The 25,236-nt window shown below is 62.1% G+C and carries 19 protein-coding genes and 1 pseudogene; 8 read left to right on the forward strand and 12 right to left on the reverse strand.

The features are described from left to right. Positions 1-4: 4 nt before the first annotated feature. On the reverse strand, positions 5-226 hold the full coding sequence (locus tag LMTR21_RS15325; protein WP_065750299.1) for a hypothetical protein: 222 nt from the start codon (positions 224-226) through the stop codon (positions 5-7). Between the two features lie 278 nt (positions 227-504). Between LMTR21_RS15325 and LMTR21_RS15330 the strand changes: the two genes are divergently transcribed. Next, a complete protein-coding gene (locus tag LMTR21_RS15330) occupies positions 505-804 on the forward strand; it encodes a hypothetical protein (protein ID WP_065750300.1) in 300 nt (99 codons plus the stop codon). Positions 805-826: 22 nt separating this feature from the next. Here LMTR21_RS15330 and egtD read toward each other — a convergent pair whose 3' ends face one another. Both egtD and egtB read right to left on the reverse strand, forming a co-directional pair. After that, complete coding sequence (egtD, locus tag LMTR21_RS15335) at positions 827-1,798, reverse strand: L-histidine N(alpha)-methyltransferase (RefSeq protein ID WP_065750301.1); 972 nt, start codon at positions 1,796-1,798, stop codon at positions 827-829. Positions 1,799-1,846: 48 nt separating this feature from the next. Next, positions 1,847-3,097 (reverse strand): ergothioneine biosynthesis protein EgtB, encoded by a 1,251-nt coding sequence (gene egtB, locus LMTR21_RS15340; protein WP_065750302.1) that lies wholly within the window; start codon positions 3,095-3,097, stop codon positions 1,847-1,849. 300 nt (positions 3,098-3,397) lie between these two features. Between egtB and grxD the strand changes: the two genes are divergently transcribed. From grxD to LMTR21_RS15360, 4 genes are read left to right on the forward strand one after another with little or no spacing between them, the layout of a single operon-like run. Continuing rightward, positions 3,398-3,736, forward strand: a complete 339-nt coding sequence (gene grxD, locus LMTR21_RS15345) for a Grx4 family monothiol glutaredoxin (RefSeq protein ID WP_057838874.1) — start codon at positions 3,398-3,400, stop codon at positions 3,734-3,736. After that, positions 3,737-4,285, forward strand: coding sequence for an O-acetyl-ADP-ribose deacetylase (locus LMTR21_RS15350; RefSeq protein WP_065750303.1), 549 nt, complete (start codon positions 3,737-3,739; stop codon positions 4,283-4,285). It abuts the gene before it with no gap. A 47-nt stretch (positions 4,286-4,332) separates the two neighbouring features. Beyond that, positions 4,333-5,613: a serine hydrolase domain-containing protein gene (locus LMTR21_RS15355; protein ID WP_065750304.1), complete on the forward strand. Its 1,281-nt coding sequence runs from the start codon at positions 4,333-4,335 to the stop codon at positions 5,611-5,613. Beyond that, complete coding sequence (locus LMTR21_RS15360; RefSeq protein WP_065750305.1) at positions 5,594-6,898, forward strand: serine hydrolase domain-containing protein; 1,305 nt, start codon at positions 5,594-5,596, stop codon at positions 6,896-6,898. Before LMTR21_RS15355 ends, LMTR21_RS15360 begins: the two co-directional genes overlap by 20 nt. 12 nt (positions 6,899-6,910) lie before the next feature. Here the strand turns inward: LMTR21_RS15360 and LMTR21_RS15365 are convergent. Further along, a pseudogene (locus tag LMTR21_RS15365) lies at positions 6,911-7,063 on the reverse strand (IS5/IS1182 family transposase); the annotation flags it as partial. A 242-nt stretch (positions 7,064-7,305) separates the two neighbouring features. Here LMTR21_RS15365 and LMTR21_RS15370 point away from each other — a divergent pair. Beyond that, complete coding sequence (locus tag LMTR21_RS15370) at positions 7,306-8,811, forward strand: GH1 family beta-glucosidase (protein WP_065750306.1); 1,506 nt, start codon at positions 7,306-7,308, stop codon at positions 8,809-8,811. Between the two features lie 128 nt (positions 8,812-8,939). On the opposite strand, the gene LMTR21_RS15375 is transcribed toward LMTR21_RS15370, so the two are convergent. Continuing rightward, on the reverse strand, positions 8,940-10,358 hold the full coding sequence (locus LMTR21_RS15375) for a GH1 family beta-glucosidase (protein WP_430642550.1): 1,419 nt from the start codon (positions 10,356-10,358) through the stop codon (positions 8,940-8,942). A 298-nt stretch (positions 10,359-10,656) separates the two neighbouring features. Between LMTR21_RS15375 and LMTR21_RS15380 the strand changes: the two genes are divergently transcribed. Then, complete coding sequence (locus LMTR21_RS15380; protein ID WP_246175542.1) at positions 10,657-12,213, forward strand: glycoside hydrolase family 17 protein; 1,557 nt, start codon at positions 10,657-10,659, stop codon at positions 12,211-12,213. Between the two features lie 17 nt (positions 12,214-12,230). On the opposite strand, the gene LMTR21_RS15385 is transcribed toward LMTR21_RS15380, so the two are convergent. The 4 genes from LMTR21_RS15385 to LMTR21_RS15405 all read right to left on the reverse strand — a co-directional run bounded on the left by LMTR21_RS15385 (position 12,231) and on the right by LMTR21_RS15405 (position 16,373). Further along, positions 12,231-13,298 (reverse strand): threonine aldolase family protein, encoded by a 1,068-nt coding sequence (locus LMTR21_RS15385; RefSeq protein WP_065750308.1) that lies wholly within the window; start codon positions 13,296-13,298, stop codon positions 12,231-12,233. A 419-nt stretch (positions 13,299-13,717) separates the two neighbouring features. Further along, entirely contained in the window at positions 13,718-14,335 is a 618-nt protein-coding gene (gene rpsD, locus LMTR21_RS15395; RefSeq protein WP_065750309.1) for a 30S ribosomal protein S4, read from the reverse strand. Positions 14,336-14,622: 287 nt separating this feature from the next. After that, the gene (locus tag LMTR21_RS15400) at positions 14,623-15,402 is read right to left on the reverse strand and encodes an acyltransferase (protein ID WP_065750310.1); all 780 of its coding nucleotides are present in this window, start codon (positions 15,400-15,402) and stop codon (positions 14,623-14,625) included. 191 nt (positions 15,403-15,593) lie between these two features. After that, entirely contained in the window at positions 15,594-16,373 is a 780-nt protein-coding gene (locus LMTR21_RS15405) for an HpcH/HpaI aldolase family protein (RefSeq protein WP_246175554.1), read from the reverse strand. Between the two features lie 458 nt (positions 16,374-16,831). Here LMTR21_RS15405 and LMTR21_RS15410 point away from each other — a divergent pair, with 458 nt between their 5' ends. After that, a complete protein-coding gene (locus LMTR21_RS15410; RefSeq protein ID WP_065750311.1) occupies positions 16,832-17,299 on the forward strand; it encodes a GlcG/HbpS family heme-binding protein in 468 nt (155 codons plus the stop codon). A gap of 161 nt (positions 17,300-17,460) precedes the next feature. Here the strand turns inward: LMTR21_RS15410 and LMTR21_RS15415 are convergent, their stop codons facing one another. From LMTR21_RS15415 to purB, 3 genes are all read right to left on the reverse strand, one after another. Then, on the reverse strand, positions 17,461-21,198 hold the full coding sequence (locus LMTR21_RS15415; RefSeq protein ID WP_148635970.1) for a LuxR C-terminal-related transcriptional regulator: 3,738 nt from the start codon (positions 21,196-21,198) through the stop codon (positions 17,461-17,463). A 1,503-nt stretch (positions 21,199-22,701) separates the two neighbouring features. Next, positions 22,702-23,490: a glutamate racemase gene (gene murI, locus LMTR21_RS15425; RefSeq protein WP_065750313.1), complete on the reverse strand. Its 789-nt coding sequence runs from the start codon at positions 23,488-23,490 to the stop codon at positions 22,702-22,704. Between the two features lie 282 nt (positions 23,491-23,772). Next, on the reverse strand, positions 23,773-25,080 hold the full coding sequence (purB, locus tag LMTR21_RS15430) for an adenylosuccinate lyase (RefSeq protein ID WP_065750403.1): 1,308 nt from the start codon (positions 25,078-25,080) through the stop codon (positions 23,773-23,775). Positions 25,081-25,236 lie beyond the last annotated feature (156 nt).

Below are 25,236 nucleotides of genomic sequence, written 5' to 3' on the forward strand. Positions count from 1 at the left end.
GAATTCAATCAAGCCTTGGCCGCCTGACCGGGATCAGTTGCGGCGAGTTATGCTGATCGACGACGTTCTTGAGCACGAGCGTTGAGAGCTGGACGACGAGCGCCCGAAGCCGTGCATTTTCCTCGATCAGCGCCACCCGCTCGGCGTCTGCTTCGTCGTCCCAGTCCGTATCATTGTGAACCGATCCGGCACTGTGGCTGCTGGACGCTGGATATGCATTGGCCATGACTGACATCCCCTGACACGGACTCACCCCCGAGCCATGCTGCCTGAAAGATACGGCTGAGTCCGCGTCAAAAATTGGACCTTTCGAAGGGGAAACGAGAGCGGAGATGGACCCTTTTGCGGGCGGGTCGATAAAGATGAACACTTGTTAAGAAGTTTGGTTATAGTGCGTTCGGCAAAGGTGTGGGGACGCGCGGCGGCGTATGCACCTTTCCATCTAACCTTGACCAGCGCGATCACTCAGTGCCCACGGGGGTACCGTGGTGGGAATACGCGCCTATGAAACAGAGCGAAGCAAGAGTACAGATCATTCAAGAGTGGGACCGCTGGATACTGACGCAGGCGATCGAGCCGGACGGGCCGACTGGTAAAGACTCGTTGAAGTTCTTTCACGAATTGCAGGACGCAACATCACCGCTACTGGATTTCCAGTCGCGCGGACAGGACAAGTGGCGCATCATTCATGCGTGGCTTTTGGGGGCAGATCGATTGCACGATGACTGGATATCCGTTGCACCCCGGATCACTCCGACACGCAGGTTCCGGCCGGAGCGCAAGCGATCGTTCTGCAAGACGTGAACGGCAACGCCCTAGACCGACCTCAGTCTGAGGCGGCCAGCGCATGAACCGAAAACATCCTGTCCCGGTCGGTCCAGGATTCCCGTACCGACCAGCCCGACTCGCGCGCCAGGGTGGTGAAGCGGTCGAGGCTGTATTTATAGCTCGATTCGGTGTGGATGCTCTCGCCGGGACGGAATGAAAAATTCCGTCCCAGGATGCGCACGCTCTGCGCCTTCTTGGAAATCAAGTGCATCTCGATGCGATGCCGCTCGCGGTTATAGACCGAACGGTGCATGAAGGCGGATACGTCGAAATTGCCGCCGAGCTCGCGGTTGATGCGGACCAGGACGTTGAGATTGAATTTCGCGGTGACGCCGGCGGCGTCGTTATAGGCGTCGTAGAGCACGCGCTCGTTCTTTTCGAGGTCGACGCCGATAATCATCTGCGCGCCGTCGCCCAGAATGTCGCGGGCGCTGCGCAGGAAGGCGCGCGCCTCATCCGGATCGAAATTGCCGAGCGTCGATCCCGGAAAGAAACCGACCTTCGGCATCCCTTCGATCTCGGGCGGCAGGGTAAACGGCGTGGTGAAATCGGCAGCCACCGGATACACGCCGAGATCGGGAAAATCCTTGCGCAAGGCTCCGGCCTGCGCGTTCAGGAAGTCGCCGGAAATATCGACCGGGACGTAGGCGGAAAAATCGCAGCGCTCCAGCAGCAGCCGGACCTTGGTGGTGGCGCCGGCGCCGAACTCCACCAGGGCTGCGCCTTTCGGAATGATGGCGGCGATCTCGTCGCCGTGGCCACGCAGGATGCCGAGTTCGGTCCGGGTCGGGTAATATTCCGGCAGCACCGTGATCTGCTCGAACAGCTCGGAGCCCGCGGCGTCGTAGAAATATTTCGGCGACAGGCGTTTTGGAAACCGCGAGAGGTCGCCGATCACGTCGCTGGCAAAGGCGGAGGTCTGCTCATCGAACTGATACGTCTGAGCCAAAGCGGCGGCGTGCACATTCATGATACTCTCCTGAACGCGCTTTCCGGCGCGCAATGATGATCGAAAACATCAGGCGTAGTCGGCGAGGCGCAGCCCCGTGAATTGCCAGCGATGATGCGGGTAGAAGAAGTTGCGGTAGGTGATACGGCTGTGGCCGGCGGGAGTTGCAAGCGAGGAGCCGCGCAGCACCAACTGGTTGACCATGAACTTGCCGTTGTATTCGCCGAGCGCGCCCTCTATGGCGCGGTAGCCGGGGTAGGGGGCATAGGCGCTGCGGGTCCACTGCCAGACGATGCCGAAGGCATCGTTGAGCTGGCCGGCGCGGGCGGCGACTTCCCATTCCATTTCGGTCGGCAGGTGCCTGCCGGCCCAGCGGGCGAACGCGTCCGCCTCGTAATAGCTGACATGGCTGACCGGGGCGGCCGGGTCGATCGGCTGCAATCCGCCGAGGGTCATGATCCGCCATTCGCCGCCAGTCTGGCGCCAGTGGCCGGGCGCCTGCCAGCCCTCGTTGGTCGCGGCGGCAAAGCCGTCCATCAGCCACAGCGTGGCGGTGCCGTAGCCGCCGTCCTGCATGAAGGCCAGCCATTCGGCATTGGTCACGAGGTTGCGGGCGAGCCGGACCGGGCCGACGAGGGCGCGGTGGGCGGGTTTTTCATTGTCGAAATGGAAGCTGTCGTCGGCATGCCCGACGGTGTGGATGCCCTCGTTGAGGGTGACCCATTCCTCCGCCGAACGGTGCTGCGCCGGGAAGCGCCATGCCGGATCATAGGCCGGCGGGATCGGGTTCTGGGCAAAGGCGTGCAGGATATCGGTCAGCATCAATTCCTGATGCTGCTGCTCGTGGTTGAGGCCGACTTCGACCAGCGGGACGAGGCCGGCGAGGCGCTCCTCGCCGGCCGTCTGGAAGAATTTGATCACGGCAGCGTCGACATGGCGGCGATAGGCGGTGACCTCGTCCGCGCTCGGGCGGGTCAAATGGCCGCGCTGGTGACGGGCGTGCCGCGGGCCGGCGCTGACATAGTAGGAATTGAACAGAAATGCGTAGTCGGGGTGAAAGGGCTGGTAACCCTCGCAGTGCTCGCCGAGCAGGAATTGCTCGAAAAACCAGGTGGTATGGGCGCGATGCCACTTCGCCGGGCTGGCATCCGGCATCGACTGAATGAGCTGGTCCTCGGGGCTCAAGGGCGCGGCCCGGCGCTCGGTCTCGCCGCGGACGGCCAGATAGGCTTCCACCAAATTCTGGGCGAGGGTGCCTGAATCGGAGAAAAGTGACGGGGTGGGGCTGGCAAACGACGCTGCGGATACTGGTTTCGTCACAGGTTTCTCCGGTGAGCGGGGAGAACGTTAGGCTGGCAAACTGGTTCCCCTTGGGCAGTCCGTCCTACATAGGGGTTCCCCTCCGGGAAAAAAGCCTTCCGCGGCTATGATATTAATGCCTTCAAACCATGGGTGGTGGCCGCGTCGAACCGCTCCAATCCGGCTCCCGCATGCCAGCTCTTCGGCATTTTACTTTGGATGAACAACGGTTTGGGCTACATATAGGGCCAGTAACCGGGTTACATGGTCGGCCCAACGGGCGAAGCCGCAAGGGGCTGTGCGCCTTAAAAGGAAGCGAATATGAGCATCGAGCAATTCATCGCCAACGAAGTGAAGTCGAACGACGTCGTGCTGTTTATGAAGGGCACGCCGCAGTTTCCGCAGTGCGGTTTCTCCGGCCAGGTGGTTCAGATCCTCGACCACGTCGGTGTCGGCTACAAGGGCCTGAACGTCCTCGAATCCGCCGAGCTTCGCAACGGCATCAAGGAATATTCGAACTGGCCGACCATTCCGCAGCTCTACGTCAAGGGTGAGTTCATCGGCGGTTGCGATATCATCCGCGAGATGTTCCAGGCCGGTGAATTGCAGCAGCTGTTTGCCGACAAGGGCGTCACCCTCAACGCGGCAGCCTCCGCCTGAGTGCGTCAGGCGCGCCAGGTAGGCCAGGCGCGGCTCGAAGTCATCGTTGCCGACATCACCTCTTTGCGCGTTGACGCCATCGTCAACGCAGCGAATTCGTCGCTGCTTGGTGGGGGCGGCGTCGATGGTGCTATTCATCGCGCCGCGGGGCCGGAACTCGTTGCCGAATGCCGCATGCTCCACGGCTGCAAGACCGGCAATGCCAAGATCACCAAGGGCTATCGGCTCGCAGCCAAACACGTGATCCACACGGTTGGGCCGGTGTGGAACGGCGGCACACTCGGCGAGGACGATCTGCTTGCCTCCTGCTATCGCCGCTCGATGGAACTGTGCCAGAAGCACAGCCTCGCATCCGTTGCCTTTCCGGCGATTTCTACCGGCATCTATCGCTTTCCTGCCGACCGTGCTGCCGGTATTGCGGTCGCGACCGTTGTCGATGCGCTGGCTGCGGCGCCCCACGTGACAAAAGTCATCTTCTGCTGCTTCTCTCCTGAGAGCGGTCGGCTGCATGAAGAGGCATTGGCGGCCTTCGGCAGCCCTTGTCCCTGATCGTGCCTCCGCTACACTCCCCCGTGAATTCCGGGGAGAGGGGTCCAATGAATTCACGCCAAATCCTGCGCGCGCTGGCCACCGGTGCGTTGTTGCTGGCGGCAGCGCCGGTCCATGCCGAAGGCACGTTCGATATTCCCGCCGGCGCGCATTTCAACAAGGACAAGCTTGCGAAGATCACCGAGTTCTTCAAGAACGAGGTCGCGACCGGCAAGATCGCCGGCGCCAACGTCCTGATCCAGCAGCGCGGCAAGCCGGTTTATCACGAGACCTTCGGCGTGCAGGACGTGGTGTCCAAGGCGCCGATCACGGACAAGACCATCTTCCGCCTGTCTTCGCTGACCAAGGCCATCACGTCTGTCGTGGCGATGCAGTTGATCCAGGATGGCAAGATCAAGCTCGACGATCCCGTCTCGAAATACATTCCCTCCTTCGCAAACATGAAAGTCGGCGTGGAGAAAAAGGCCGAGGATGGCACCAGGACGCTCGAACTGGTGCCGCTGACGCGGCCGATTACTGTCCTCGACCTGATGCGTCATACCTCCGGTATCACCTACGGCTTCTATGGCGACAGCCTGGTGCGCAAGGCCTACAAGGAGGCCAACCTCTATGCAGGCGAGTTCGACCTGGCCGAGTTCGCCGAGCGGATCGCCAAGCTGCCGCTGCACAACCAGCCGGGAGCGCTCTGGCAATACGGCCATTCCACCGACATCCTGGCGCGGATCATGGAGATCGTGTCCGGAAAATCACTGCTCGAGATCGAGCGGGAAAAGCTGCTCGATCCGCTCGGCATGGCCGACACCAACTTCTTCGTCACCCAGCCGGAGCGGCTGCAGCGGCTCGCCCAACCGTTGCCGAACGACAGTGATTTCCGGGTCGGCCGTCTATACAGGACCGAGGTTCGCCAGAAATGGGAATCCGCCAGCGGCGGCATGGTTTCGACCATGTCGGATTTTTCGAAATTTGCGCAGATGCTGACCAATGGCGGCACGTTCGAGGGCAAGACCTATCTCACCCCGCAGACGTTCGAACTCATGACGTCGGACCACGCCGGCAAGGACTCTGGCGTCGCGCGGGACCATTACTATTTCCCCGGTGACGGTTTCGGCATGGGCCTTGGACTTGCCGTGCGCACCGATCCCGGCAATGCCAAGCCGCCGCCGCCGGGATCGCTGGGTGAATTGAAATGGGACGGTGCGTCTGGCTGCTATATGGTGGTCGACCGCAAGCAGGACATGTTCTTCGTGGTGCTGGAGCAGACGCCGACGGAACGTCAGCGCGTCCAGCGGACGCTGAAGCAGTTGGTCTATGAAGCATTGGAGAACTGACGGCGCCATTCGGCGCTGCCTTGTCGCGGCGGCGCTCGCGGTGCTTTCTCTCGGCGGCTCGCCGCATGCGTTGCGGGGCGAGCCGAAGGCTCCTGACGCGCCAACTTTCTCGCGCGCAGCGCTTGACCAGTTTGGCGACTACGTTCGCAGCGAGATCACGGCCGGCAAGATTCCCGGCGCAGTCATGCTGATCCAGCAGCATGGCAAGCTGGTTGATCTCGAATGTTTCGGTGTGCGGGACCCGGGGACCGGCACGCCGATGACGCCGGATACCATTTTCCAGATCTATTCGATGTCGAAAGCCGTCACCTCGGTCGCCGCGATGATGCTGGTCGACGACGGCAAGCTGGCTCTCGACGATCCCGTGTCGAAATACATTCCGTCCTTTGCGGACGCGAAAGTCGGCGTCGATGTTTCCGATGAAGCAGGAAAGTATCCGCTCAAGCTTGAGCCGTTGAAACGGCCGATCACGATCAGGGACCTGCTGCGGCACACGTCGGGGATCACTTACGGCTTCTTCGGCGAAACCGCGGTGCAGAAACTCTATGCCGATCCCAAACTGTACGCCGGTGACTTCGACAATGCCGAATTTGCCGACCGGATCGCGACACTGCCGCTCGCCGATCAACCCGCAACGCGTTGGAACTACAGCCATTCAACCGACGTGCTCGGCCGCGTTGTCGAAGTGGCCTCGGGGCAGACGCTGTTTCAATTCGAGAAGCAGCGGCTGTTCGATCCGCTCGGCATGTCCGAGACAACGTACTACGTCGCAGATACATCGAAGTGGGCGCGCATCGCCCAGGCATATCCGGTCGATCGTTTTCGGGTGGCCGGAATCAGGGATCCGGCACTGCCGCGGCGCTGGGAATCCGGCGGTGCGGGCCTGGTCTCGACGGCCGGCGACTACGCGCGCTTCCTGCAAATGCTGCTGAATGGCGGCGAGCTGGACGGCAAACGGTACCTCAAAGCCGAGACGGTCGCATTGATGACGTCCGATCAGATCGGACCGGAGACCGGGATCATTCACGATCCCTTCTATTTCCCGGGCCCGACCTCTGGCTTCGGCCTTGGCTTTGCCGTGCGCACCTCGCCGCCGCCGGGTACGACGTGGCCGCTCGGTGAATACCGCTGGGATGCGGCGGGCGGCAGCTTCTATTTCGTCGATCCCAAGGACGACTTGCTCGTTGTTTTCATGGTGCAGGCCCCGACGCAAGGCGGACGTATTCAACTGACGTTGAAGACGATGATGTTTGAAGCGCTAGGCAAGGGCCTGCGCAAGGATTGACTCTTCGCCGGACTAGGACGCGAACTCATTAGCGCGCAGCCATAGCCTGATCGATGCGAGTTGAACGAAGGCAAGGTAGTTGGCGGCGAGCTTGTCATAGCGCGTCGCAACCCGGCGGCAGTGCTTGATCTTGTTGAAGAAGCGCTCGACCAAGTTCCGAGCTCGTAGCGCATGATTCGGCCCCTCGATTTAGGGGCCTTGAATCATCGTCGCCAGGTGGGCTCAACATGCCCGGCCAAGGAGTGCTTAGGTCGCGCCCGAAAGCGGACGCGTTATGCTCACTTTGAGTTTTGTCGTTCGTGACCCAAATCAGACATTGAATGACCCCCGGGTTGGCCCGTCCAACTTGAACAGAGGGCATTCTTGCCTGAGTATTGAATTTGTATTGCGACCAAGGAGGATAGCGCATGAGCACTCATCTCACCCGACGCGATATTGGGAAAGCGGCGGCCGCGGCAACACTTGCCTCGTCGTGCGGAACACAAGCTGTCGCACAAACTGGGCACGCTACAGGCACAGCAACAGCAAATCCCTCTGCCAGAGGATTCCCAACCGGATTTTTCTGGGGCACGGCCACTTCGGCATATCAGATCGAGGGCGCTTGGAACGAGGACGGCAAGGGCGAGTCCATCTGGGACCGATATGCGCATACCCCAGGCAACATCAGAGACGGTTCGAGCGGCGACATCGCGAACGATCACTACCACCGTTACAAGGAGGACGTCGCGCTGATGCAGGGCATCGGCGCGAATGCCTATCGGTTCTCGATCTCCTGGCCACGCATCTTCCCACAAGGCACGGGCGCGCCGAATGCCAAGGGCCTCGACTTTTACAACAGGCTTGTGGACGAGTTGAAAGCTGCGGGCATCGAGCCGTTTCCTACGCTTTACCACTGGGACCTGCCACAGGCGCTCCAGGACAAGCGCGGCTGGCAGAACCGCGATACCGCCCAGGCGTTCGCCGACTATGCAGGCTACACGGCCGAGAGGCTGAGCGACCGCGTCGGCCACTTCTTCACCCTCAACGAATTCCTGTCGTTCACGGACATCGGGCATCAGGGCCTGGAAGTGGACGTGGGCGGCGCGAAGGTAATGCTTCAGATAGCGCCCGGTCTGAAGCTCTCACCGGGCGAGCTCAATCAGGTCCGGCATCATGCCGTTCTTGCGCACGGTTTATCGGTGCAGGCCATTCGCGCCAAAGCCAAGGCCGGAACGAGGTGCGGCCCCGCGGAAAATATCAACATTGCCGTACCGCTGATCGAAAGTGCCGAGAACATCAAGGCCGCACAGCTCGCGACACGTGAGTCGAACGCGGCCTTCCTCACGGTCATGCTGGAAGGCAAGTATACCGACTCGTACCTCAAGCAGGCGGGCAAGGATGCGCCGAAATTCACCGATGAGGACTTAAAGATCATCGGCTCGCCGCTCGACTTCGTCGGCATCAATGTCTACCGGCCGATGCTCTACGTGATGGCATCGGACAAAGCACCCGGCTGGCGCGAAATTCCTCTCTCAAGGTCGCACCCGAAGATGCACTCGCGCTGGCACACAATAGGCCCCGAGGCGTTGTACTGGGCTCCGAAGTTTCTCCAATCGATCTGGAACACGCAGGAAATCCACATCACGGAAAACGGTTGCGCGACCGAAGACGTGATCGCCGACGATGGTAAGGTCTATGACACCGACCGCGTCATGTTCCTGCGCAGTTGCTTGACGCAACTGCAGAGGGCAACAGCCGACGGCGTGCCGGTGAAGGGCTACTTCCAATGGAGTACCATGGATAATTTCGAGTGGAACGCCGGCTTCGGTAACCGTTTCGGATTGGTGCACGTGGATTTCAAGACGCTGCAGCGCACGCCGAAGCTCAGTGCCTCATTCTTTCGGGAAACGGCGCGGCGCAATGCGGTGGCTTGATGGAGCAGCGCATGTCGCTTCTTGGCCCGAAGGCGAAGTGCCGCGATGTCCGCTCCCACGCCGCTGTTGGGGGAGAAGCAGACATCAGGTGGCCGACCCGCAGCAACCGACTTTTATGAGTACGCACCCTAAACCACCGCGTTGCGTGCGATCGTCTCGCGATAGAACGACGCACTGAGCTTGGGTGTGCGGCGCTGTGTAGCGAAGTCGACGTGGTAGAGGCCGAAGCGCTGTTCATATCCATCCGCCCATTCGAAATTGTCCATCAGGCTCCACAGGAAATATCCGTGCACGGGCACGCCTTCTGATGTCGCGCGCTGCAACTGCGTCAGATAGTTGCGCAGGTACATGATGCGATCGACGTCATAGATGGTGCCGTCCGCGGCGGGCTCGTCGCTCCCGGACGTTCCGTTCTCGGTGATGTAGATCGACTTCACGTTCCACAGCTTGGCTACATGACGCGGCACCCAGTACATCGTCTCGGGACCAGGCCTGAGCCACGTCGCCTTCATGTGCGGGAACGATTTGGGAAATGGCGCCAGGGTGAAGCCGCGTTCGTTGTCGGCGGCAACGACGTAATGATCGGGCATGTAGACATTGAGCCCGACAAAATCGATCGGCGAGGCGATGATGCGCAGATCTTCGGCTGTGTATTTCGGGCCCTCTTTGCCGGTCTGCGTGAGATATGCATCTGTGTATTTTCCCTCGAGCATCACGGTCAGATAGCCGGCATTGAGCTCGCGTGTCGCCATTTCGGCGGCGCGGATGTTCGCCGGCGTTTCGACGGCAGGGATGCAGCTCACGGCATTCTCCGCCGGACCGACCTTGATTCCGGCCTGTCCATTGGCCCGGATCGCTTGAACCGCGAGACCGTGTCCCAGCGCGACGTGGTGCCGGACCTGCTTCACGTCAGATGGGGATAGTTTGAGCCCCGGCGCATCTGCACCCCACTCATGTCCGAGATGGACGAGCCTGGAGCATTCGTTGATGGTGAAGAAGTGCTTCACGCGATCGCTTAGACGCCCCGTGACATGGGCTGCGTAATCCGCAAATGCCTTTGGTGTATCGCGCGAGGTCCAGCCGCCGAAGCGGTCCTGCAGCGCCTGCGGCAGGTCCCAGTGATACAGTGTCGCAAACGGCGCGATGCCGTTCGCCAACAGTTCGTCGACAAGGCGGTTGTAGAAATCGAGGCCCTTTGGGTTTGGCGCCCCGGTTCCTTCCGGGAAGACGCGCGGCCATGCGATCGAGAAGCGGTAGGCCTTGGTGCCCAGCGCCTTCATCAATTGGATGTCTTCCTTGAAGAGGCGATAGTGGTCGGTCGCGGTGTCGCCATTGCTGCGATCGGAGATGGTGCCGGGCGTGTGGGAAAAACGGTCCCAGATCGACGGGCCACGGCCGTCCTCGTTCACGGCGCCCTCGATCTGATAGGCCGAGGTCGCCGTACCCCAGAGAAAACCGTTCGGAAAGCCGGAAGAGGGCCGTTGATTCTGCGTTTCGGCCGCTTGACCGGATTGAGCCAGGCCGGACCCTGCCGACAGCATCGGCATTCCAAGCGCCGACCAGGCTGCAATTTGGCCAAATTGGCGTCGGGAAAATCGGGTGAACGGCATCATTTCACTCATCAAAGCGGGATCAATTTTGAGCAAACAAGGCTCACTTTTGAAGAGCTGACTATCACCGTTTCCGTACTCGCGCGCAATTGTACACCCGGCGGGATCAGCGGGTCGACAGGCCTGCCGCACGCGGTTAAACAGTCCCATCTATTCGTCTGTCAGGGGAGCAGGACCAATCGGCTTTCGCACGCCGCTGGCGCTTTTATTTCTGTCGCTGGGCATCGTTGCCGCGGTGTGGTGGTGGCTGGCCACGCCGGTGGCGCTGACGCGCGCGCCGATCGATGACGCGGCGAAGCTGGAGTGCGTTTCCTACGCGCCGTTCCGCAACGAGCAGACGCCGCACGATCCGACGCTCATCGTCAAGCCGGAGCAGATCGCGGAGGACCTGGTCGAACTCGCCAAGGTCTCCAAATGCATCCGCACCTATTCGATCGACAACGGGCTCGACAAGGTGCCCGAACTTGCATCCAAGGTCGGACTGAAAGTGCTGCTCGGCGTCTGGCTCGGGCGCGATCGCGCCAAGAACGCGCAACTTTGCGACATTGCGATCTCGCTGGCGAAGGATCATCCCGGCACGGTCGCGGCGCTCATCGTCGGCAGCGAAGTGCTGCTGCGTGGCGATATGACGGTCGGCGACCTTCGCCAAACCATCCAGTCGGTCAAGCCGCGCGTAAATGTTCCGGTGACGTATGCCGATGTCTGGGAATTCTGGCTGCGCTACCGCGAAGTCGGCGCTGACGTCGATTTCGTCACCGCCCATTTCCTGCCCTATTGGGAGGACGTTCCGCCCCGCGCCGAGGAGGCGGCCGCGCATGTCGATGATATCCGCAAGCAGGTCGTCGCAGCCTTTCCCGGCAAGGAGATCCTGATCGGTGAAACCGGCTGGCCCAGCTATGGCCGGATGCGCGACGGCGCGCTGGCTTCCCGCGTCAACCAGGCGCGTTTCATTTCCCAGATTCTCGAGCGGGCGCGACAGAACAATTTTCGCGTCAATTTTTTCGAGGCCTATGACGAGCCGTGGAAGCGCCGCTGGGAAGGAACGGTCGGCGGCTATTGGGGACTGTTCGACGGGACCGAGCGCAAGCTGAAATATCCGGCAGGGGTGGCCATCAGCAACTATCCGTTCTGGAAGCTGCAGATGGCAGGCGGGCTGCTGCTCTGCGTGGGCGTGTTCGCGGTAGCCTTGTTCCTGCCGAAGCGCCGGCCGTTGCCGGCGCCATCCATCTCGTGGGCCGCGGTCGCCGTATCCGCGACCGCTGGCGGGATCTTGCTCGGCATCAGCATCGACAAGATGCTGCTCGAGAGCTACGGCATCGGCGGCTGGCTGCTCCAGGGCTTCATGCTGATGGCGGCCGTGGCAGCGCCGCTGTTATCCACCTACGCGCTGATGTCGGGGCGGGCGCTTCCGGCGTTTCTTGAAGTGCTGGGGCCGCCGAAGGGCCTCACGCCGTTCTTCATGAGCAACATGCTGGGCGTCACGCTGATCGTAACGACGCTGTTGGCCGCGGTGACCGCGCTCAGCCTGATCTTCGACGCACGCTGGCGCGATTTCCCGTTTGCCGCCCTGACCATGGCGGTCGTGCCGTTCTGGACATTGGCGTTTCTCAATGGGCCGAAATCCGGCGAGCGGCCGCTCTCGGAAGCCGTATTCGCCGGACTGTTCGCGCTGGCGGCGGTCTATGTCGTCTTCAACGAAGGGTTCGAGAACTGGCAGGCGATGTGGACCGGCGCGGTGTATCTACTGCTCGCCAGCGCGCTGTGGCGGGCGCGCACGCCGGCCACAGCCTGAGCTCCGGCAGACGCGGCTCACGCTCCGCGTACGATCTCGCGTACGATGCCGACCGTTTCCTCGATCATCGCGGCGCTGACGTCGAGATGGGTGCAGGCGCGGATGCGGCCGTCCATCATCGCGAGCAGCACGCCGCGCTTGCGCAAGGCCTCGACCATCTTGTCGCCGGCGATGCCGGCGCCGTCAGGCTTGAAGAACACCAGATTGGTCTCGGGCTCCTGCACCTCGATGCCGTTGATCTGCGACAGGCCCCGCGCCAGCGCCCGAGCATTGGCGTGATCGTCGGCGAGGCGGTCGACGTGATGGTCGAGCGCGTAGACGCAGGCAGCCGCGCAAATGCCGGCCTGCCGCATCGATCCGCCGAGGCGCTGCTTCCAGCGCCAGACGTCGTCGATAAAGGCGCGGGTACCAGCGATCACGCCGCCGATCGGAGCGCCTAACCCTTTGGAAAAATCGATCCAGGCCGAATCCCAGCCCGCGGCCATGTCGCGCGCCGATATTTTGGTGGCGACGCAGGCGTTCAAAAGCCGCGCGCCGTCCATGTGGGTGATGAGCCCGTTCGCCTTGGCGATCGCTACTACTTCATCGAGCGCAGCCTTCTTCCAGATGGTGCCGCCGCCGATATTGGCCGTCTGCTCGACGCTGACGAGGGTCTGTGGTGGCTGATAGCGCGAGCGCGGGTGCAGGGCGGCGCGGAATGTTGCCGGCGTGAACTGCCCGTCATCACCCGGCAGCTGCGTGATCTGAAAACCGCCGAGCGCGGCATGCGCGCCGCCTTCGCGGGCGATGATATGCGCGGTGGCCTGGGCGAGAATTTCGTCGCCCGGCCGGCAATGGGCCAGCGTCGCCGCAACGTTGCACATGGTGCCCGAGGGCATGAACACGGCGGCTTCCTTGCCGAGCAGGTCAGCCACGCGCTCGCACAACAGGTTCACGGTCGGGTCATCGCCGATCTGCTCGTCGCCGACTTCAGCCCGCGCCATCGCCTCGCGCATCGCAGGCGTCGGCCGCGTCTGCGTGTCCGACAAGAGGTTGATGCGGATGGGATCGGCCTTGGGATCGCGCGGGGGAGGGGTGTAGTGCATGGGGAGTTCTTTCTCGCTCGTATTGTTGTGGCCTGCAAAAGCCCACTTCGACGGTGGTCGTCAAGGCAGCGATTTTGGGGTCGAACAGTGTGGATTATACACCCGATTGAAGGGCGTTCAGTGTGTGGCGACGAGCGGCAACTCGCCGCCGGGCGGCGGCTAGAATGTCGTCGGGCGTATCCGTGGTGAAGGAGTTGCAATCGGGGTGCTTGAACGTCGCTTGATAGCAGCGGACTTGCTCGTCCCGGGAAAGCTCAGCCCAACCAACAAGCTCGGCTTCGGTTGGTGTGGCCGAGAGCATAACGCGGGTCGGTTCGTCGTTCGTTTGCGACATGCGGTAATTGTAACAGGAACTCGATCCAAACAAAAAGGCCCCGGCAAAACCGGGGCCTTCGTTTATCTCGGAACTCAAGAACCGATCAGCGCGAATAGAATTCGACGATCAGATGCGGCTCCATCTGCACCGCGAACGGCACGTCCGACAGCGCGGGGATGCGGGTGAACTTCGCGGTCATCTTGGAGTGATCGGCTTCGATGAAGTCGGGCACGTCGCGCTCGCCGAGCTGGCTCGCTTCCAGAACCGGGGTGAGCTGCTTGGAGGATTCCTTGATCTCGACGACGTCGCCGGGCTTGAGCTTGTAGCTCGAAATGTTGACGCGGCGGCCGTTCACCTTGATGTGGCCGTGGTTGATGAACTGGCGCGCGGCAAACATCGTGGCCACGAACTTGGCGCGATAGACCACGGTGTCGAGACGGCGCTCCAGGAGGCCGATCAGGTTCTCACCGGTGTCGCCCTTCATCCGGCCGGCCTCGACATAGATGCCGTGGAACTGACGCTCGCTGATGTTGGCGTAGTAGCCCTTCAGCTTCTGCTTGGCGCGGAGCTGGACGCCGAAGTCGGACAGCTTGCCCTTGCGGCGCTGGCCGTGCTGGCCGGGGCCATACTCGCGGCGGTTCACGGGGCTCTTGGGGCGGCCCCAGATGTTCTGGCCCATACGGCGATCGATCTTGTATTTCGCCTCACTGCGCTTTGTCATCGCGTCCTCTGGTTTAAGAGTTTGAGTGTTGAGGAAACGCGCCCTCCTGTGCACCGGGATTAACCGGGGCCGACAGGTCCGCCTCGAAAGCTCGGGGAAGACCACGGGTCGCGAAACGCATCGCGGGCCGAAACCGGCCCGCGAGCAAGCGGGGTATTAGGGAGAAACTGCGGTTCTGTCAACGAAATGGATGTCATTCCGGGATGGTGCGTTAGCACCAGACCCGGAATCTCGAGATTCCGGGTTCTATAGTGCGTATCGCCCCGGAATGACCGCCCTACGGGCGGTCAGGTTGCGACCGCTCGGACCGGTTTGGGCTCGGTTTGCAGCCGGCTGGCCCGAAATTCGGCGGCTATTTCACCGTTCAGCACCTGTTCCAGCCGGTTCAGAGCCCTGGCCATCGGGGCGGCGTCGGTAACCCGATGATCCCAGCGCAGCACGACATCGATGGTCTGATCGGGCTTTTCCACCCCATAGCTCAGCACGAAGGGCCCCGGGCTGATGGCGTGGAGCTGGCCGGCGCCATAGGCGGCCACCGAGGTCACGCCAAAACTGCCGAAATAATTGGCCCGCTGGCGGCCGAAATTCAGCCCGATCGCCCAGAACAGGCGGCGCAGGGGCAGCGGCAGCCGGGTGGTGCGCAGGATCTTCCGGAACGCCGGCACCTCGTCGATCGGGGCCTTCTTGGCGTGCCGGATCAGCGCCTCGACCTCGGCAAGCGGCATTTCGTCGGGCGCAGCGACCTTTTGCGGCAGGACGCAATCCTGGCCGTCCTCGACCCGGGCGATCGCTACCATCGCGACGCTGCGCGGCAGCTCATAGAAGGCAGGTATCGGCCACTTGACGTAGAGGGTGCGCAGGATCGGCTCTTCCTTGGCCACCAGCGCGAACGCCTTGACGAAGATCGCGGCCCAGCCCGCCCGGTGGGTGGCATGCGCGCGGGCTTCGTGCAGGGTACGGACATGAAGCGGGCGCGTCAGCGAAACAAAGGGCACGCCGATCGAGGCGTGCATGAGGTCGGCGACCAGACGGCGCGGTAGTGTGATTTTTCGAACCGTTCCGCGCATCGCTCCGCCGGGGTTTCCGCATAGACAAATCAAATAGCAGAAGGGCCTCTTATAGCCTGCCGGCCCTCATCTAGCACGAACAAGGCGTTTTGACGCCAGTGAGTTCGCGCGCCGGGTGGTCAGCCCGCGGGACAGCCCGCAGGGCGAGGTAAACTCCAAGGAGTTTGAAGGGGTTGGCGCCATCTTGCCACCTATCGCTTGATTCCCTCAAAGCTCGCGGCGATGCCGCGCTGGAACAGCGACCAGTCAAAGCCGAGCGCCAGCGCGACATAGCCGCGGTCGATCATTTGGTTGGCCTGCTCGGCGGTACGCGCCACGCCGCCGATCGGCACGCCGCTCCTGAGGATGCCTTCTTCGGCCCGCTTCATCAGTTCCACCACCTCGGGATCATCGGGCAGGCCGCGCTTGTTGATGGAGGTGGCGAGGTCGCCGGGGCCGATCACCGCGAGGTCGATGCCCGGTGTCGCCATGATCTCGTCGATGCGCTCGACCGCCTCGACATGCTCGATGGTGATCATGCAGATGATGTCATCATCGGCGGTCGCCATGTAATCGGCCATCGACACGCCCCAGCGGAACGGCGCATGGAACGGGCCCCATAGCCGGTCGCCCCTAGGCGGGTAGCGCACGCTGCGCACGGCCTTTTCGGCGTCTTCGCGGCTGCAGATCATTGGAAAGTTGATGCCGAGCGCGCCGAGGTCCATCGGCGCCTTGGCAAGCCAGGGCTCGTTGGCGGCGATCCGCACCATCGGCACGCAGGGCGTGCCCGAAGTGGCCGTAATCATCGCATGCGCCGAGCCGAGATCGATCGGGCCGTGTTCGAGATCGATGATGATCCAGTCGATGCCGGAACGGCCCATGATCTGCACGCTCTGGATCGAGGGGATGGTTGCAATGGCGCCGAAGGTCGGGCGTCCCTCGCGCCACAATTGGCGGAGACGGTTCAGCGGCGCTGGCGTCGCGGGGGTCAAGGCAGCAAACTCCTTCATCAAATGATTCATTGAAAAATTCGGCGCGCGGCATCGTTGGATAAGTCAGGCAGTTCGAAGCGGTCTTCGGAGATCGGACGGATGGCTGGCGGGCAATTGGGCTGAGCATACACGCATGTCGAGTGCTTGGCTGGCCCTGAACAGGGCAGGGGTATCGCATATGACGGCGCAGACCTCGAATCGCTCAAGTTTCCGCATCGTCATGGCCGGGCCTGTCCCGGCCATCCACGTCTTTTCGCGCGGGGAGACCAAGACGTGGATGCCCGGGACAAGCCTGGACAAGCCCGGGCATGACGAGTTCGTGGACACACCGAACCACTACAATGACCGCAGATGCGATAGCCCTGATAACCAGGCGGCTTTGCGACATCATCGACCGGACAGGGACGTCCCGTCCCGGTATACTCCCTTGCACAATAAACCCAGGGGAGGAGACAAAGATGAGGACACTACTGGTCGCTGCCGCACTTGCCGCCCTTACCGTCGGCGCATCTGCTCAAGACAAGCGCCCTGATTACGGCACAGCGGTCAATGCCGCGGGCGCGAAGAAGATCGTAGCCGGCGTCGTCGCCGAATGCCAGAAGAACGGATGGAACGTTGCCGTCGCCGTGGTCGATAATCACGGATTCCTCGTGTACTTCGAACGCATGGACAACACGCAGACGGCCAGCATGGACATCGCCGTCGGCAAGGCGAAGGCTGCGGCCACCTATCGGCGCCCGACGCGCGTCTTCATGGAGGCGATCAATAAGGGCGGGCCGGCCACGGCCACACTTCCCGGCATCTTCGCCTCGCCCGGTGGATTGCCGATCATGGTCGACGGCAAAGTCACTGGCGGCGTGGGCGTGAGCGGCGTCACCGGCGACCAGGACGAGCAATGCGCCAAGGCCGGCCTCGGGACTACATAGGAAATTGCATCCTGCGTACAGGCGTCGACACGGCTCTGCTGCAGCCGTGCCGCGCCTTCGTCCGCGCATCACGATTTTGAGCAGGGCCCTCAGCCCAGTGGGGAGCCAAGCCCCCTGGGGCAGCTCGCTGCGATCGTTGGGGACTCCGCTGCCAACACTTTTCACGTGAGCAGTTCGTGGGGCAAATGTGCCATGGAATGGTGCTGACCGTTATTGTCGTGGCTGGTCGCGTGTTCCTCCATGGTAGCTGAGTTCATCTCAAGGATTGCCGCCAGCTCGGCGCCGTGAACGAGGCGAACGGGCGTATCGTTAAGCTCTTCCAGCTCAACGGACGTGGGGGTGGAAGGGGGAGGCTGATCTTTGAAGTGGAATGCCTGTTCGTAGCCAGCGCCGCCGACCCCGTACGCGGGTTCTGCCGGCTGGGGGGTGGCCGTTGATGCGTTCGCAGAGGCCGAGTGTGAAGGCGAGTTGCCATGGCCGCCACTATTGCCCGGTGCGACGCCAGGTTCGACCGGCTCGGCCGCTTCCATGGTGCTTGCGGATGCCGCGTGTGAAGCGTGCGACTTGTTGTGGCCGCCGCCGTCGCCCGGTGTGACGCCCGGTTCGGTTGGTTCGCCGGCCGCCGCTGCCTTTGCAGAGGCCGAGTGCGAAGGGTGCGACGCGTTGCCATGGCCGCCGCCATTGCCTGGTGTGACGGCAGGTTCGACGGGCTCGGCCGCCTCCATGGTGCTTGCGGATGCCGCGTGTGAAGCGTGCGACTTGTTGTGGCCGACGCCGTTACCCGGTGTGACGGCCGGTTCGGCTAATTCGTCGGCCGCCAATGCCTTTGCAGAGGCCGAGTGTGAAGGGTGCGACGCGTTGCCATGGCCGCCGCCATTGCCCGGTGCGACGTCAGGTTCGACCGGCTCGGCCGCTTCCATGGTGCTTGCGGATGCCGCGTGTGAAGCGTGCGACTTGTTGTGGCCGCCGCCGTTGCCCGGTGTGACGGCCGGCTCGTCTAATTCGTCGGCCGCCGCTGCCTTTGCAGAGGCCGAGTGTGAAGGGTGCGACGCGTTGCCATGGCCGCCACTATTACCCGGTACGACGTCAGGTTCGACGGGCGCGGCCGCTTCCATGGTGCTTGCGGATGCCGCGTGTGAAGCGTGCGACTTGTTGTGGCCGCCGCCGTTGCCCGGTGTGACGGCCGGCTCGTCTAATTCGTCGGCCGCCAATGCCTTTGCAGAGGCCGAGTGTGAAGGGTGCGACGCGTTGCCATGGCCGCCGCCATTGCCCGGTGCGACGTCAGGTTCGACCGGCTCGGCCGCTTCCATGGTGCTTGCGGATGCCGCGTGTGAAGCGTGCGACTTGTTGTGGCCGCCGCCGTTGCCCGGTGTGACGGCCGGCTCGTCTAATTCGTCGGCCACCAATGCCTTTGCAGAGGCCGAGTGTGAAGGGTGCGACGCGTTGCCATGGCCGCCGCTATTACCCGGTACGACGTCAGGTTCGACCGGGTCTGCGACTGCGACCGGGGCGGCGCTTTGTATCCCGAGCTCGAGAATTTCAAACCCGGCGATTGCGGGCGCCTTGCCATTCCCGGTTTCCATAACCCCCGTGTACGTGTAGGCCGGCTCCGTCTTGAAGGTGAAATTCTCCTCGGTCAGGACCGTCGCGTGACTATGAGTAAGCTCGATTGATGATACGTGCACCGGCACAGTAACCGCACCATCGGCGCTCTCCTCGGTTGCATGCGTTGGATGGTCCCCGAAATTGATGAGCCTGCTCGAAATGTTGGAGCCGATCCGGTCTTGCCCGAAATGGAACCTCAAGCCGTCGTCGGCAGGAATGGTCCAGACACCACCCGTTACCGGCGCGTTCTCGCTCGCGGCCGCGTCAATCGTAGCCAGTGCGGTGTCCGCCGTGAGAACGGTCCCATCGCTCGCAGTCGCCACCAGCAGCGCAGGATCGATCCCTTCCAAAACCGCCGCGCCAACCGCAGCTTCGTGCTCGTAGACGAAATCCAACTCGGCAACGGACACAACACCCTGCAAATGGATTTCCAGCAGGGCCGGGTCGCCGATATCGAGGCTGCGATCCGTCGGATTCACATAGACGATCGTTTCATTGCTCGCCGGATTGTAGATCCAGGCGAGGGTATGCGGCGGCACGGACTTGCTTGATGACGTCAAGTGCAGGAACGCCAGCGCGCCGAAGGCCGCCAGGTTGATCTTGTCGTCCCCCGATGTGAAATCGATGATGGTGTCGAACCGGGTAGAGTTGGAATCGATCGCTGAAAGATAGACAAAGATGTCATCATCCTTGCTGCCCGTCAGCTGGTCGCCGTCATGTCCGTCGACGATGGTATCGTTGCCGTTGCTGCCGTTGATGGAGTCGCTGCCGGATCCTCCGTAGATCGTGTCGTCTCCACCGGTACCCTTGATCGTATCGTTCCCTGAGCCTCCGTAGACAACATCCACCAATCCGGTGCCGTTGAGGGTGTCGTCACCCGCGGTGCCATGGACTATCTGGCCCGCGTTACCTTCTCCTGTGACGCTGTCGTGTCCAGACGCGAGCGGCAGACCGGAGTCGTGGCCAACTGGCCCCGAAGCCAGGTTGTCGACGTCGTTGGGATCTACATGGCCGGCACCACGAATGGTGATCGTCGCCACTTGTGTGGTGCCATCCATGGTGGCGACCGTGGATGTGTCGATCAGCGGTTGGCCGGGGTCGAGCACCTGCACGGCGGCATGGGAGTTGTCGAGCGTGTAGATCCCCACGCCGGCAGCTGTCATGCTGAAGGCGCCATAGCCTCCACGACCCTTTATCGGATTCGAGGCAAACTCCAGCGGCGGGAGCTGCTGCTGCGCCGTGGGGCTGCCGGTCTGGTTAATGGCTTGCAGCAGCGGCGAAATGGAAAGATAGGGCGTACCGGATCCGATCGGGCCGTAGCTTCTCCCGATATTGGAGAGGGCGGCCTGCTCAGCCGCGTGCAGCTCTTCCATTCTCGCCGCCGGGTGCGTGACCTGGTTCGCCTTGATTGGGGAGTCTCTCTGGGTGAGCGCGACCGTCTCGCCGGGATCTGCAACGATGACATGCCGGAGGATCGCTTTCCTCCAGAGCTCAATGATAGAGTCCTCAAGATCCTTGTAGGCAGTGCTTTCGTCATCCACGAAGCTGTTGTTCGCGTCCGAGGCCTTGAGGTCGCTCGAAATTGCGAATGCCAAGGCGGCGATTGAGAGCGTGCCCAAGCCGGTGGATCGTTGCAACAACGCGATCGTGGCGAGCACAGTCCTGTTACTGATCTCAAGCTTATGAAATATGTTGTAGAGGTGTACTTTGACTGTGCCTGGGGAAAGGTTCAGCTTGCGTGCAATCTCCTTGTTCGACAAGCCTTCGGCCACTAGCCGTATGATTTCGCTCTCGCGGTGCGTGAGCACCCTCAGCATTTTTTCGATTTTGGCGCCGTCTATTTCCTTCCCGTTTGGCGCGAGGTCTGGGGACGGTTTCGGTCGCGAACTGGGGCGCTCCGTCATCAGCCTCAGGGAACGCAGAATGGTGTCGGGGGTTGCGTAATTCGAAATTGCACTGCAAGCGCCGGCCGCGATTGCCGCGGTGAACTCGTCGTCTCCTTCGGGTTCGGCAAAGAACACCAGCCGAGTGGGAAGATCCTCCGCTTTCGCAATGGCGAGGATCTCGGATGCCGTCAGGTCAGGCAACGTGTTAGCAATGAGCGCGAAGTCGGGGGCCAAATTCCTGATGGCATCGAGGCAGCTTGTTCCGCGGCTGCACGACGCAACAATCTTGAAGTCGTGCTGTGCTGCGAATACCGACTTCAACCCCTGCAGAACGATCGGTTGTCGATCTGCGATCACCAGCCGGATGCAGCGCCTGAATGTTCCTTCGTCCGCGGACACATCTAACATTGGCTTGACCTCGCCGGCCCAGCGCGGTGCCGTAGTCCTCTTGCTATCCCAACGCCAAGTCTAAATTGTCTGGCGCCGGCAGCCCGGGCTACTCGCCGCAATCTCCGAACCGGATAACTCATTCCCCAACGGGAAGGCGAGAAGGCTGCCATCAATTTGCGTCTTGGTGCGCTGTGAGATGCGTCCAATCCACGGAGAACTCTCAAATATCGCGCGTTCAGAATGAACTTTGTATCCCAATCCCGAGTTCTAACTTGATTGAACTAGACATGAAGATGGCTGATTATGCATGTCGCAGTTGCATCCGGCAAGCTTGGTCATAGTGCACTGGTGTTGAACATTTCTCGCTTTGCCGTATTTTACGTTTATGGATCGCGAGCGGGAGCAATTGGCAATCCATGAAAAGTTGGCGCGCTGTAGACGGCTTGCCAAAGAGTACGTTAGTGAACCAACGGCAATTCATCTTCGGGATTTCGAGGCAGAGTTACTGGCGCAGCTGCGCCGATGAGAGGAGCAGTAAGGCCGTCCCTGTTTCGGCCTCTTCTTTACGGCGCCGCCCCGGACAACTCTCAGTCGACATCGACAGCAGCAGGACAAGTTTCCAACCACGCTCATAAAGTTGGTCCGGCAGCTACCGACCTGCTCGCTTAGCTTTCCTCTGGTGCAGGTACCAGAGATCTTCATGACCGATTACTGTAAGCGTGTTGCGTTAGTTCCAGCAACGGAACTGGAGCATGATCCGGAAAAGTGCGTAGCGGTTTTCCGAAGAGATCATGCTCAAAGCGGGATGACGATTCGAAGAAACGTCATCACGCTTTAGGATGCCGCAAGCGACGTAAGCAATCCAAGCCCCACACTTCGAACAAAACATCGAAAGACAAAGCCTGGACTCGACGGCGATGGGCTGCAGCTTCATCGCGAAGCCCGCTCACACTGGCCAACCAAGCCGCGGCCTCCTGGTGGTGCTTCAACACCGGGGACGGCAGGCCTGCCTCCGGGCGGGGGTCTGGGAAGACGGACCGGAGGCGGCCGTGGTACGCCGGCGCGAGAGTTCGTTCCTAAATTGTTCGCGTAGTTCTACGAAAACCCCAGGTCTCGGCAGATGTTCTCACCGGTCGATGCTGGCGAGCCGAGGTTCTGCTCCCTGATAATCCCGCCGTACGTCGGCGCCGCGATGGCCGCAAACCGAGCAGACGAATAGGGCCTCCAGATCGGACAGCCGCAGGCTCCCGGGCCAGCAGTCAGCGTCTATCACAACCGAATGCGAGCACTTGTCGTCGCCGCAGAACACATGCAGTCGGCGAGCGCCGGACTGCCGCATTTGCCCAAGTGTGGTCGTGTGCTCGAATGGCATGCACGAAATTCTGCCAAGGGTCACAGCCAGTCTGAATATGGCATCCGCCATAGATTGACCGAGCGGCACGGTCCAGCGGGGCGGTCATCCGTTGTGGCGGCCGCTGGGCTACTTTCGGCCGGCTTTTTGAATACACGCCGCAGGCGACTTTACGCCGGCACGCGCCCGCCGAAGAACGGCATCAGTGCCTGGCTCAGCCTGTGTTGGCGCTGGGAGGTGAAGATCATCTCGGCCCCGGCGTCATCGCTTTGCCGGCCCGATGATCCGAGCAGTTCGGATACGCGCCGGGCGATGGCGGGGGCCGGATCGATCCACTCGACCGGCCACGGCGCGAGCCGTGTCAGGCGGTCGAGCAACAGCGGATAGTGGGTGCAGGCCAGCACGATGGTGTCGGTGCGGACACCGCCATCTCCGACAAAGCAGGGGGCGAGTTCGGCGGCGATATCCTCGTCGCGCACGTCATTGCCGCTGAGCGCGGATTCGGCGAGCGAGGCTAGCTCTGCCGATCCCACCAGCGTCACTTCGCAGCCCTGCGCGAAATCGTCGATCAGGCGCCTGGTGTATTCGCGCTTGACGGTGCCCTTGGTGCCGAGCACCGACACGCGCCTGGTCTTCGAACTGGCGCAGGCCGGCTTGATCGCAGGCACGGTGCCGACAAAGGGCACGCCATAGGCGTTGCGCAGATGCGACATGACCAGCGTGGACGCGGTGTTGCAGGCGATCACCACCAGCACGGGGGCGTGGCGCGCGATCAGTTCGCCGACCAGCGGCACCACGCGGGCGATGATTTCTTCCTCGCTGTGATGGCCGTAGGGAAAGAACGCGTCGTCAGCGACATAGACATAGTGTGCCTCGGGCCGGACGCGCACGATCTCGCGCAGCACCGAGAGGCCGCCAAGGCCGGAGTCGAAGACGAGGATTTTGGGCGGGGGTGACACGCTGCGACCTTAGCCGTTTTACAGTTACCGTTAGGTTGCTTCGAGGGTGCCGGCGAGGGGCGTGCAGGTTGTCGACGGCGAATACGACGATTTGGAGCCATTTAGATCGGCTTGGCAAGGCCGGAAAACTGCCGGGGCGGCCAGCCGGCGCCCCAGGCAAGGTTCGACCAGTGTGTGAGAGTAGCCCTGCCAAGCGGCTGCATTGTTTGGAACTTCACCCAATTGGGAATGCGGCTTAACGTTCGTCGGCGACGACGATGACGGCCTCGCCGACGCTTCCCGTCAGCTCTCGCCGAACACGCGCTTGAAGATCGTGTCGACGTGCTTGAAGTGATAGCCGAGGTCGAACTGTTCCTCGATTTCGGCATCGCTCAGGTGCTTCTTCACGTCGGGGTCTTTCTTCAGCAGCGTCTGGAAGTCGCCTTCGCCGCGCCAGACCGGCATGGCGTTGCGCTGGACGTATTTGTAGGCGTCCTCGCGGCTGGCGCCCTTTTGCGTCAGCGCCATCAGGAGCCGCTGCGAGTGCACGAGGCCACCGAGGCGGTCGAGGTTCTTCTGCATGTTGGCGGGATAGATCAACAGGTTCTCGATCAGCCCGGCGAGGCGCATCAGCGCAAAATCGAGCGTCACGGTCGCATCCGGCCCGATCATGCGTTCGGCGGAAGAGTGCGAGATGTCGCGCTCGTGCCAGAGGGCGACGTTTTCCATCGCCGGCATCGCATAGGCGCGCACCATGCGCGACAGGCCGGTGAGGTTTTCCGACAGCACCGGGTTGCGCTTGTGCGGCATTGCCGACGAGCCCTTCTGGCCCTCGGAGAAGAACTCTTCCGCCTCCAGCACCTCGGTGCGCTGCAGATGGCGGATTTCGATCGCCAGCCGCTCGACGGAGGAGGCGATCACGCCGAGCGTTGCAAAATACATCGCATGGCGGTCGCGCGGGATCACTTGCGTGGAGACCGGCTCGGGCACCAGCCCCATCGCTTTCGCAACGTGCTCTTCGACGCGCGGGTCGATCTGGGCAAAGGTGCCGACGGCGCCCGAGATCGCACAGGTGGCGACTTCCTTGCGGGCGGCAACCAGCCGCACGCGGGCGCGGGAGAATTCCGCATAGGCATAAGCGAGCTTGAGCCCGAACGTCACCGGCTCGGCGTGAATGCCGTGGGAGCGGCCGATGGTCGGCGTCATCTTGTGCTCGAAGGCGCGCTTCTTCAGCGCGGCCAGAACCTTGTCGAGATCAGAGATCAAAATGTCGGCGGCGCGGGTAAGCTGCACGTTGAGGCAGGTGTCGAGCACGTCGGAGGAGGTCATGCCCTGATGGACGAAGCGCGCCTCGGGACCGACGATTTCGGCCAGGTGAGTGAGGAAGGCGATGACGTCGTGCTTGGTCTCGCGCTCGATCTCGTCGATCCGCGCCACGTCGAAGGTGGCATTCCTGGCCTTGGCCCAGATCGTCTTGGCGGCTTCCTTCGGGATGACGCCAAGTTCCGCCTGCGCATCCGCCGCATGCGCCTCGATCTCGAACCAGATCTTGAAACGGGTCTGGGGCTCCCAGATGGAGGCCATTTCCGGGCGGGTATAGCGGGGGATCATCGACGACTCCGGGCAGGTGGGCGGGGCGCGCATGGCGGCTCCCGGCCGATTTGTTTTTACGCTGCGCTTTAGCAAATCGTGCCGGGCGAGGCCACCCGTACGGGGCTGCGAGAGCGGGAAAACCGCCCCGGTCGGACCAAAAAACAGCCTACCGCT

Origin of the sequence: Bradyrhizobium paxllaeri, assembly GCF_001693515.2 — a bacterium.
Classification (GTDB): domain Bacteria; phylum Pseudomonadota; class Alphaproteobacteria; order Rhizobiales; family Xanthobacteraceae; genus Bradyrhizobium; species Bradyrhizobium paxllaeri.

Coding starts and splice junctions, on each gene's coding strand:
- LMTR21_RS15355 (WP_065750304.1), top strand. CDS start 4,333: ATGAATTCACGCCAAATCCTGCGCGCGCTGGCCACCGGTGCGTTGTTG.
- LMTR21_RS15385 (WP_065750308.1), bottom strand. CDS start 13,298: ATGCACTACACCCCTCCCCCGCGCGATCCCAAGGCCGATCCCATCCGC.
- LMTR21_RS15375 (WP_430642550.1), bottom strand. CDS start 10,358: ATGCCGATGCTGTCGGCAGGGTCCGGCCTGGCTCAATCCGGTCAAGCG.
- egtD (WP_065750301.1), bottom strand. CDS start 1,798: ATGAATGTGCACGCCGCCGCTTTGGCTCAGACGTATCAGTTCGATGAG.
- LMTR21_RS15415 (WP_148635970.1), bottom strand. CDS start 21,198: ATGTTAGATGTGTCCGCGGACGAAGGAACATTCAGGCGCTGCATCCGG.
- rpsD (WP_065750309.1), bottom strand. CDS start 14,335: ATGACAAAGCGCAGTGAGGCGAAATACAAGATCGATCGCCGTATGGGC.
- LMTR21_RS15410 (WP_065750311.1), top strand. CDS start 16,832: ATGAGGACACTACTGGTCGCTGCCGCACTTGCCGCCCTTACCGTCGGC.
- LMTR21_RS15330 (WP_065750300.1), top strand. CDS start 505: ATGAAACAGAGCGAAGCAAGAGTACAGATCATTCAAGAGTGGGACCGC.
- grxD (WP_057838874.1), top strand. CDS start 3,398: ATGAGCATCGAGCAATTCATCGCCAACGAAGTGAAGTCGAACGACGTC.
- LMTR21_RS15400 (WP_065750310.1), bottom strand. CDS start 15,402: ATGCGCGGAACGGTTCGAAAAATCACACTACCGCGCCGTCTGGTCGCC.
- purB (WP_065750403.1), bottom strand. CDS start 25,080: ATGATCCCCCGCTATACCCGCCCGGAAATGGCCTCCATCTGGGAGCCC.
- LMTR21_RS15360 (WP_065750305.1), top strand. CDS start 5,594: ATGAAGCATTGGAGAACTGACGGCGCCATTCGGCGCTGCCTTGTCGCG.
- LMTR21_RS15325 (WP_065750299.1), bottom strand. CDS start 226: ATGGCCAATGCATATCCAGCGTCCAGCAGCCACAGTGCCGGATCGGTT.
- LMTR21_RS15370 (WP_065750306.1), top strand. CDS start 7,306: ATGAGCACTCATCTCACCCGACGCGATATTGGGAAAGCGGCGGCCGCG.